The organism is Cryobacterium lyxosi (assembly GCF_004403345.1).
Lineage (GTDB): Bacteria > Actinomycetota > Actinomycetes > Actinomycetales > Microbacteriaceae > Cryobacterium > Cryobacterium lyxosi.
In genome coordinates, this window is record NZ_SOGT01000012.1 from 498,893 (window position 1) to 508,022 (window position 9,130).

8 protein-coding genes are annotated in these 9,130 nt (G+C 62.2%); all 8 read right to left on the minus strand.

Annotated elements, in window-relative coordinates:
- Positions 1-62 precede the first annotated feature (62 nt).
- Entirely contained in the window at positions 63-905 is an 843-nt protein-coding gene (locus tag E3T27_RS12130) for a prepilin peptidase (protein WP_104198480.1), read from the minus strand.
- Positions 898-2,550 (minus strand): hypothetical protein, encoded by a 1,653-nt coding sequence (locus tag E3T27_RS12135; RefSeq protein WP_134572983.1) that lies wholly within the window; start codon positions 2,548-2,550, stop codon positions 898-900. The genes E3T27_RS12130 and E3T27_RS12135 overlap by 8 nt, the downstream gene beginning before the upstream one ends.
- Positions 2,541-3,215 (minus strand): hypothetical protein, encoded by a 675-nt coding sequence (locus tag E3T27_RS12140; protein ID WP_134572985.1) that lies wholly within the window; start codon positions 3,213-3,215, stop codon positions 2,541-2,543. The genes E3T27_RS12135 and E3T27_RS12140 overlap by 10 nt, the downstream gene beginning before the upstream one ends.
- 8 nt (positions 3,216-3,223) lie before the next feature.
- Complete coding sequence (locus E3T27_RS12145; protein WP_134572987.1) at positions 3,224-3,622, minus strand: type IV pilus modification PilV family protein; 399 nt, start codon at positions 3,620-3,622, stop codon at positions 3,224-3,226.
- A 103-nt stretch (positions 3,623-3,725) separates the two neighbouring features.
- Positions 3,726-4,178, minus strand: coding sequence for a prepilin-type N-terminal cleavage/methylation domain-containing protein (locus tag E3T27_RS12150; RefSeq protein WP_134572989.1), 453 nt, complete (start codon positions 4,176-4,178; stop codon positions 3,726-3,728).
- A 153-nt stretch (positions 4,179-4,331) separates the two neighbouring features.
- The gene (locus E3T27_RS12155; RefSeq protein ID WP_134572991.1) at positions 4,332-5,561 is read right to left on the minus strand and encodes a type II secretion system F family protein; all 1,230 of its coding nucleotides are present in this window, start codon (positions 5,559-5,561) and stop codon (positions 4,332-4,334) included.
- Positions 5,562-6,704, minus strand: a complete 1,143-nt coding sequence (locus tag E3T27_RS12160; protein ID WP_134573054.1) for a type IV pilus twitching motility protein PilT — start codon at positions 6,702-6,704, stop codon at positions 5,562-5,564.
- Between the two features lie 195 nt (positions 6,705-6,899).
- Positions 6,900-8,621, minus strand: coding sequence for a GspE/PulE family protein (locus E3T27_RS12165; RefSeq protein ID WP_134572993.1), 1,722 nt, complete (start codon positions 8,619-8,621; stop codon positions 6,900-6,902).
- Positions 8,622-9,130: the final 509 nt, after the last annotated feature.

The window sequence follows — 9,130 nt, forward strand, 5'->3', positions numbered from 1 at the left end:
CCAGTGAGAATTTGATGTGTAAGCGGTGGTCGAGGAGTGGGCCTGGCGGTGACAATTGCCACTTACGCGAGGCCGTACAGCGTGAGGTAGCCGATCGCTATCTGGTCACCGAAAAAAACGCCAAGCCAGGCAGCCAGGAGCATCCACGGGCCGAACGGGATGCCACTGCGGCGCTTGGCCTTGTGGGTGGCGAGCAGAATAAGCCCGAACACGCCGCCGAGCAGAAAGGCGCCGAATGCCCCCACGATCAGGGGTCCCCACCCCAGATAGCCGAGGTATAAGCCGAGCAGCCCGGCAAGTTTGACGTCACCGAGCCCCATGCCGCCGGGACTGATCAGCGCCAGGGCCAGGTAAAGACCGAACAATGCCGCCGCCCCAATGAGGGCGGTCAGCACCCGACCCGGTTCGCCGGCCACGAGGGCGGCAGCGGTGAGTAACACGGCGGCGACCGGATAGGCCGGCAGCAGAATCTTGTTCGGCAGGGTATGAGTGTCGAGGTCGATCATGGCCAGGGCAACGCTGATCGCCGCCAGGTAGAGGAACGCCACGAGCGCGATGAGCTGAATCGCGAGGGTGTTGTCGTTGGTAGTGACACCCGCCCAGCCAAAATCAGCGGTCGAGAACACCCAGAGGGCGACGATCGCGAAGACGACCCCGGTGCCGAGTTCCACCATCGGGTAACGGGGCGAAATCGGCGCCTGGCAGTCGCGACATTTACCGCGCAGCACGAGCCAGCTCACAACCGGAATGTTGTCGTACGGCCGAATGCGCGCGCCGCAGCTGCTGCACGAACTCGGCGGGGAGACGATGGAGCGGCCGGCCGGTATGCGGTAGATCACCACGTTCAAAAAAGAGCCGATGAGGGCTCCCAGGATGCCGAATACCCCCGCGATAGTGCTATCCATTCAGGTCTCGAATCGAAACACGTGCGCCGAGGTGTGCGATCGATTCGCCCGCGCCCGGTGTCATTCCCGTGGACAGGTCGACTCCGGGGATACCCACTGGTGCGTAGTGCAGCGTCGCTGTCCCGGCCATGCCGACGGTGCCACCGTAGAGCTGGCCGCGCCACTGCGCCGAAAAATCGAGGTCGATCGAGCACGGCGTGTAGAGCATGGCCGTCACGGGAGCCTGCACGATGAAGACATGTGTAATGTCCGAATAGTCGCTGGGATTCCGGCACGTGGGCGATCCGTCAGCCGTCTCATCGGGCGAGATCAGCCATAATTTGCGAGGCGTGGCTCCCGACGCATCGATCTGCGCGTCGAGGCCGATTTCGAATCGATCCGCAAAAATCGCCAGGTCCTGTGGCAGGCTCAAGGTCACGTTATTCTCCTTCAGGAAAACGCCCTGAGGGCACTCGCGGGCATCGATGATTCCCGGACCCGTGAATAAGTTTGCGACTGTTTGTATGTCTGCGAGCCTACAGCCACTGTTCATCGTCGCCACCTGAAACCCGGGCCAATCGGTCAGGTCATAGTCGACATCGACCCAGTCGGGCACAAATGGTGCCGGAGCCGGTGCTGAACCCGCTCCGGGACCGACCGCAACCACTGTCGTGCCGCCGGTGATGACGCCGGGCCCGCTGTTGGCGAGGGACTGAGTCGTCAGGTGACCGGTGATCACGTTCGTGCTGTGGCCGATGGTCGTCTCGCCGGCAGACCAGGCGTCGTGGTCGATTTTTGCGCTGTTGATCATGCTCAGCGAACCGGCCGTGACCGAACCCTTGATCCACGCAGAAGATTCCAGCACCGTCGCCCCCGTGGTCCAGATGCTGCCGTAGATGATGGTGTCGTCGGTGAACTCTGTGCTCGGCGCCACGACATTGCCGCGCACCTGGGCTAAATCGTGCAGGGCGACAGGTTCGGTGGCCCAGACGTCGCCGACGATCGTGCAGGTTGCCCCGACTGCGAGCCCTCCGTCCGCGATCACTAGATCGGCGTTGAGAATGCTGGTATCAGCCCTGTGGGTGCTGTCACAGGAAACGTTGTCGTGGCGCACCTGCACCACAGGCTCAGACCCGTCGACGGAGTTCAACTGGCTTGAGCCCGCGAAGGTTCCGAAATTGTGGGAGTAGAGGGCGGAGCCTGCGCCGGTAGTGTCGGTGTCAGCCGGCACGTAGGCGTAGATCGCTTCGACCGTGCGCGCGTCGCCCGTGGTATTGCCCCCGACACCGACATCGACAGCTTCGCCGGTCGCCAGAATTTTGACCCGAACCGCTGCCCGTGATGGGCACGCGCTGATCCAGTTGTCGGAGGTGGCACTGGTGGAGTAAGAGACCAACACCGCCGCAGCCGGGCTGCTGGTGCTCCAGTTCGCCACCGTGCAGGTGTTGTTGGTCAACTTGAGAAGGGCATCGTCGATGCCCGCTTCCGCCGCCGATTGCGCCTGCACTCCGGCGCGGGTCGCGCTGCTCACACCGAGAGAGTTCATGGTGGAACCAGCAATGGCGACGGTGGCCACTGCCGCCACGGCCATGAGCCCGATCACGGCGAGCATGCTGCTTCCCGTCTCGCCAGCCAGGAGAAGGAAGGTCTTGCGAACTAGAAACATGTGGGCTCCGTGGGGGGTGCCGCGCCCTGGCGGCTCGTGACTTTGGTCGACATCAGCGCCGGGCTGCTGTCACCACCGGCGTTGATTGTGAAGTTGACGGTGACGGCCCGGCGGTCGGGAGTGACATCAGGGTTGAAGACGGGTTGGGCGAAGGCTGCAGACAAGCCGGTACCCAGCAGGGTCCATCCGCTCATGTCATTGGCGAGGGCGTCCGGCGTGGGGGCAACGAAGGTTTGCGGAGCCGCTGCGCGCCGGTAGAACATGGCGCCGCCGTTGGACTCGGTGTAGAACCAGGCTTGGCAGACCCGCTCGGTCGCCAGGGCTTTCGGATCGCTGCTCACGGCTGTGATCACAAAGAGCTGGTCATCGATATCGGGATTCGCGCTATCGGTGACCTGAAGCGCCGTGGCATTGCGCACACCGGAGTGTACCGACGTGGAGATCAGCTGACTGACGGCATTTGCGTCTGCGCTCCCCAGTACCTTGGCTTTAGACGTCAGGGTGTTGAGCAGCATGCCGCCCACGATGGTCAGAATGATCACGAGCAGGCTCGAATAGATGAGCAGTTCAATGAGGCTGTAACCGCCTTCACCGCGCTGTCGCCGCTGGTTCGCCCCGGTGCCCGACGCGACATCGTGCTGGTGGTGACGTGCTCTCGCAACCATGCCCAGGCCTAGCCGTTCACGAAAATGCTCGTCGTCGCTTCGGCCAGAATTTCACTGGTCGATACCTCAGTCACGAAGACGTGCACCGGCACTGTAGCCGGGTAGGTGATCGGGCAGGTGATCGGATCGAAGCTGGGCTGCAGGGCACGGCCGTCGGGGTCGAAGGCGGCTGGCGGCGTGGCAGCATGCGAGCGGAGCGGCGCGCAGGTTGTGCCGATGGAACGGATGTTCTCCATCTGGGTGGCGACGAGCTGGGTGGCCGAGGCGAGGGTGGCATTGGAGACCGAGACTCGCAACGACGTGACGAGCATCGGCAGAAAGGCGATGGCGAGCAGGGAGAGCAGCAGCATCGACACGACGATTTCGATCATGCCAAAGCCTGCCTCGCCGGGTCGCGAATTAGTCACGGAGCGGTGTCCGACTCGCACTAGTTCCCTTTCACTACGGGCGATTTTCGACCATCGGTGGGGCGTCTGGGACGCCCCACCGATGAAAAGACGGTGGGCAGTGCTACCCCACAGCGTCGGACGACGCGGCGGCAGGCACCGGACCTTCTACCGCAGCGCCCTTTTCGGTGATGTAATGATCGTGATCGAGGTCGGTAATCGGACCCCAGCTACCGGTAATGATGAAACTCGTCGAAGAAGTTACCTCCATGGCGACTGAAATTTCATCACTCGCGGTGTACGCGGTGAGGCGACTCGGAAAATCGGTGTCGAGGGTGGAGAGCTCGGTTCCTTCAACCAGTTCCGCGACAACGGCCGTCTTCGCGTTGGTGATAGCCGCCTCCACAGCGCTGTCCTTGGCCTTGTCCTGCTGGCCCAGGTAGATCGGGATGGCGATCGCGGCGAGAACGCCGAGAATAAGTACCACCACGAGAAGCTCGATGAGCGTGAAGCCCTTCTCCTTCTCGCCGAGGGCCGTGCGCTTATTGACCAGGGCTGTTGTGAAGAAGCGGTTCATATGTGTGTCCTTTGCGTTGTTCAGCAGGTAGCAATGCAGTGGCTTGCCCGTTTTCAAGCCTAAGTTGGCCACCACGGTGTACCGCTGTTTTTTCGGCGGTCGGACTACCCCCAGTGGGAGTGCAGCCTAAACGGGGGTTGTGACTCCTGGCGGCTATTTGACGTAGTCGAAAACGCTGAACATGGGCAGGTAGAGAGCCACGACCATGCCCCCGATAATCACGCCAATGACGGCAATCATGAGTGGCTCGATGAGTGCGGTGAGCTGCTCAGTGGTCGACTGCACTTCCTGGTCGTAGAAATCGGCGATCTTGGTGAGCATCTGCTCGAGCGCACCGGCATCCTCTCCCACGGCGATCATCTGCGTGACCATGGCCGGAAAAATCGGCTCGAGGGCGAGCGGTGTTGCGATGGAGCGGCCCTGGCTCACCGATTCCTGCACCTTGCCGAGGGCAGACTCGATGACGTAGTTACCCGAGGTCTCGCCGACGATCTTGAGCGAGTGCAGTATTGGCACGCCGGCGCCGATCATGGTCGCGAAGTTGCGGCTGAACCGTGCAATGGCCAGCTTGGTGAGCAGTAGGCCGAACACGGGCAGCTTGAGCTTGAACGGGTCGACCACGCGGCGCACGGCCAGGCTGTGCTTGTTCTTGCGCCACCACACCGAGAAAACAATGACGGCAATGAGTAGTACCGGGGCCACCCAGATCATGCCGTTGGAGAGCACGACGAGCACTTGAGTGGCCGGGGGCAGATCGCCGCCGAGACCCTGGAACATCTTCTCGAAAACGGGAACGATAAAGATGAGCATCCCCACCACGGCGAGAAGCGCCATGACCAACACGATCACCGGGTAGGCGAGCGCGCTTTTGATCGTGTCGCGCAGTTTCACCTCGGACTCGAAGTTGTCGGCGATGGAGTTGAGGGCGTCTCCGAGAAAACCCCCGATCTCCCCCGCGCGCACCAGGTTGATCATAATCGGCGGAAACACCACGTCATGCTTATCGAAGGCCTCTGAGAGGGACACGCCGGTCTCGACGTCGCCGCGAATGACTGCGAGCACCTGGGCGAGCTGCTTATTCTCGGTCTGCCCCGAGAGAATATTCAGTGTGCGCAAAAGCGACAGCCCGGCCTGGGTCATGGTCGCCATCTGACGGCTCATCACTGCGAGGTCGGTCAGGCCGATGGGCTTCTGAAACCCCGGAATGCTCAGATCTGCGTGAAGCCTCGTGAGCTCGCGGGCCGGAGCGATTGTAATGGGCGAGAGTCCCATGGCGCGCAATTGGGAAAGCGCTGCCCGCTCCGACGCCGCATCCAGACGGCCTTTGACCACGCGGTCGCGGGAGTCCCGACTGGTGTAGCTGAAAGAGGTTTCGATGGACATCTAACGCCTCCCGGGCGAAAACGAATCGTTGAAGTCAATTTCGCCAGCGCTCAGGCGGCCCACCGAAACATCTGTCGGATCAACCCGGTGCACGAGCTGCCTGAGCACCTCGACGTCCATTGCCTTCTCCTCGGCGGCCTCACGGGTGATCTGGCCGGCGTCGACGAGTTCGGCCAGGTGCTGGTCCATGGTGTGCATGCCAAGCGATCGCCCCGACTGCAGCGCCGAAGCTATCTGGTGCGTCTTGCCTTCTCTCACGAGGTTTGCGATGGCTGCAGTGGTCACCAGAATTTCAGTCGCGACCACGCGTCCGCCGCCGATCTTGCGCACGAGCGTCTGGCAGACCACCCCGCGCAGGGTCGCCGCTAACTGCGCGCGCACTTGCGCCTGCTGGTGCGGCGGAAAAACGTCGATCATGCGGTCGATGGTCTGGGCGGCATCCTGAGTATGCAGGGTGGATAAAACGAGGTGGCCGGTCTCAGCGGCGGTTAAAGCGACCGAGATCGTCTCGAGGTCCCGCAGCTCGCCGATCAATATAACGTTGGGGTCCTGGCGCAGCACGTGCTTCAGAGCGGATGCGAAGCTGTGCGTATCCTGCCCGACCTCACGCTGGCTGATCATCGCTTTCTTGCCCTCGTGAATGAACTCGATCGGGTCCTCCACCGTCACGATGTGGTCGTCTCGGGTGCGATTCACCAGGTCAACCATTGCGGCCAGGGTCGTGGTCTTGCCGGAGCCGGTGGGACCGGTGACCAGCACGAGGCCTCGCGGGAGGTGTGCAAACCGTGCCACAGATTCCGGAATGCCCAGATCGGCCAACGATTTGATCTCATTCGGAATGAGACGAAAGGCGCCACCGACCGTGTTGCGCTGCTGGTAGAAGTTGACCCGAAAGCGGGTGTACCCCACCGTGTGGGCGAAGTCGAGCTCGAGTTCCCGATCGAATTCCTCCCGCTGCCCGGGCGAGAGAATACTCCTCAGAGCGGAGGCGACCTTCTCGGGCGACCAACGATCCCACCCGGGAATCGGCCTCAGAAAACCGTCAACGCGCATGCTTGGCGGTGCACCGCCAGAAATATGCAAGTCGCTCGCTCCCTCGTTCAACACGAGCCGCAGTGCCGTGAGCAGATCGGGATCGGACATCGGCGTGCTGAATTGAGCCGATGATTCGGACCGCATAAGCCTCCTGGCACGGATATCAACGGTAGAGACGGGCGCGGCAGCGGCCGGCTCCCCGTATTGGATGTCATCGGATTCCTGCACGGCATAACCGAAGTCGGGCGACCTCACTGAGGTACCTGCGCGGTCCGTCGGTGACCAACCGCGCCATCCCAGACGCTAGGAAACCACACGGAGCACCTCGTCGATCGAGGTCAGCCCGAGGGCGACCTTGGCCCAGCCGTCTTCACGCATGGTGATCATTCCCTGCTTGCGTGCCGCGGCTGCGATCTGCGCGCTCGAGGCGCGTGCCACGGTGAGCCGCTCGATTTCTTCGGACACCGTCATGACCTCGTGAATGCCGAGTCGTCCGCGGTAGCCCGTCTGCGAGCAGCTGGCGCACCCGGCGGGCTTATAGATGATGGTGCCTGTTGTGGTGGGATCTATGGCCGGACCGATCTCGGGCATGACCATAGAACGGTTCGAGACGTAACCCACCGTCGGATTGACCACAAAACCCAAAGAGGCCAGGTCGGTGCGATCATCGGGTACCTTGCAACGGTCGCACAGGCGCCGGGCCAGCCGCTGCGCCACAACGCAGTCCAGTGCCGACCCCACCAGAAACGGCTCGATACCCATCTCGATCAACCGGGTCATCGCGCTTGGCGCGTCATTGGTGTGCAGGGTCGACAGCACGAGGTGACCGGTGAGCGAGGCCTCAATGGCGATCTTTGCGGTCTCCTGGTCTCGAATCTCACCGAGTAGCACGACGTCGGGGTCTGCACGCAGAATGGAACGCAGCGCCACGGCGAAGGTGAGGCCCGCCTTGCGGTTCACCTGCACCTGGTTGACCCCGTGCATGCGGTACTCGACCGGGTCCTCGACGGTGATCACATTGATCTCCGGCCGGTTGATAGCCTGCAGTGTCGTGTAGAGGGTGGTCGACTTGCCCGAACCGGTCGGCCCGGTGACCAGAATCATGCCGTAGGGCTTGGTGTACGCCATCGCGTACTCGTTGAAGTTATCGGTGAGCAGGTTGAGGCCCTCCATACTCATCGACGAGGTCGCGTTGTCAAGAATTCGCAGAACGACCTTCTCACCCCAGACCGTGGGCAGAATGGCCACCCGCAGGTCGACCGTACGACCGTTGTGGTGCACGGACATGCGGCCATCCTGAGGTTTGCGGCGCTCGGCGATATCGAGGTCGCTCATGATCTTGATGCGCGAGGTGACGCCGCCGGCGATGGTTGACGGCGCCTTCTGCATCTCGTGCAGCACGCCGTCGATGCGGTAGCGTACGCGCACGTCGTTCTCGCCGGGTTCAATGTGAATATCCGACGCTTTGTCCTGAATCGCCTGACTGACCAGCAGGTTGACGAAACGCACGATCGGTGCTGCGTCATCCGTTTCGGCAGGTGTCGTCGTATCGTCGGGCTCCTCATTGTCGGCCGTGAGGGTGGTGCTGAGGTCGATCAGCTCGTTGTCGGCACGATGGTAGCGGGCGATGGCCGCTTGCAGATCGGACGGCTCGACGACGACCGGGCTGACCCGCATGCGGGCAGCCTCGCGCACGTCGTCCACGGCGAACACGTCGCCGGGGTTGACCATGGCCACTACGAGACGACCGTCTTCGAAGCCGATGGGGAGCACGTTGGCGCGGCGGCAGACGGCGGCGGGCACTTTGGCAACGGCCAGACGGTCAACGGGATAGTCCAGCAGCTCGACAAACGGCAGGTTTTTCTGCTCGGCACGCGCCTTGGCGAACTGCAGCTCGGTGATCGTGCCCACCTCGACCAGGTTGCGCACCATAGCTTCGTCAGCGCGGTCGTTCAACCGCACGGTGTCGAGCCGCTCGGTTGGGAGCAAACCGTGCACGATTAAAATTTCGGTCAGGCTGGTCACGTATGCGCGGCTCCCCCGGAGTTCTCAGTCAGCTCAATGTGCCCCCGTGGAGGCACACCGCAGTCGCGGCACGACACTGACTCCTTACGTTATCGCGGTGGGCGACGGCTGAACCCGTTCCCACCGGTGGTACCGCCCCCTATAGCGGACCCAGTTCAGGGGTAACTTTGCCCATGATGAATCGCGTGAGAGATCGTTCGTCCACCCCCGTTGCGGTGTATCTCGCGAGAGCGGGTCAATCGTTGCTTCCAAAACAACCATTTTTCCGCGCTCGTTGATGAGAAGAAACTTCTGATTTGACATCACTTTTATGCTGAGATTTACTCGCCTTAGTGGTCGATTCGGGCTATAATTGTGGGTGAAGGAGGCACTGACGCCATGACCCTCACCGCCCCGCCCACTGCAACTGGCTCCGTGCCGGAACCTGAGGGTTTTCGGGTTGCGGCCGTTGCAAAGGCCGGTGCGATTCTGGCTTTGGCGTTTGATGGGGTGCAGTTTGGGCAGCTCGA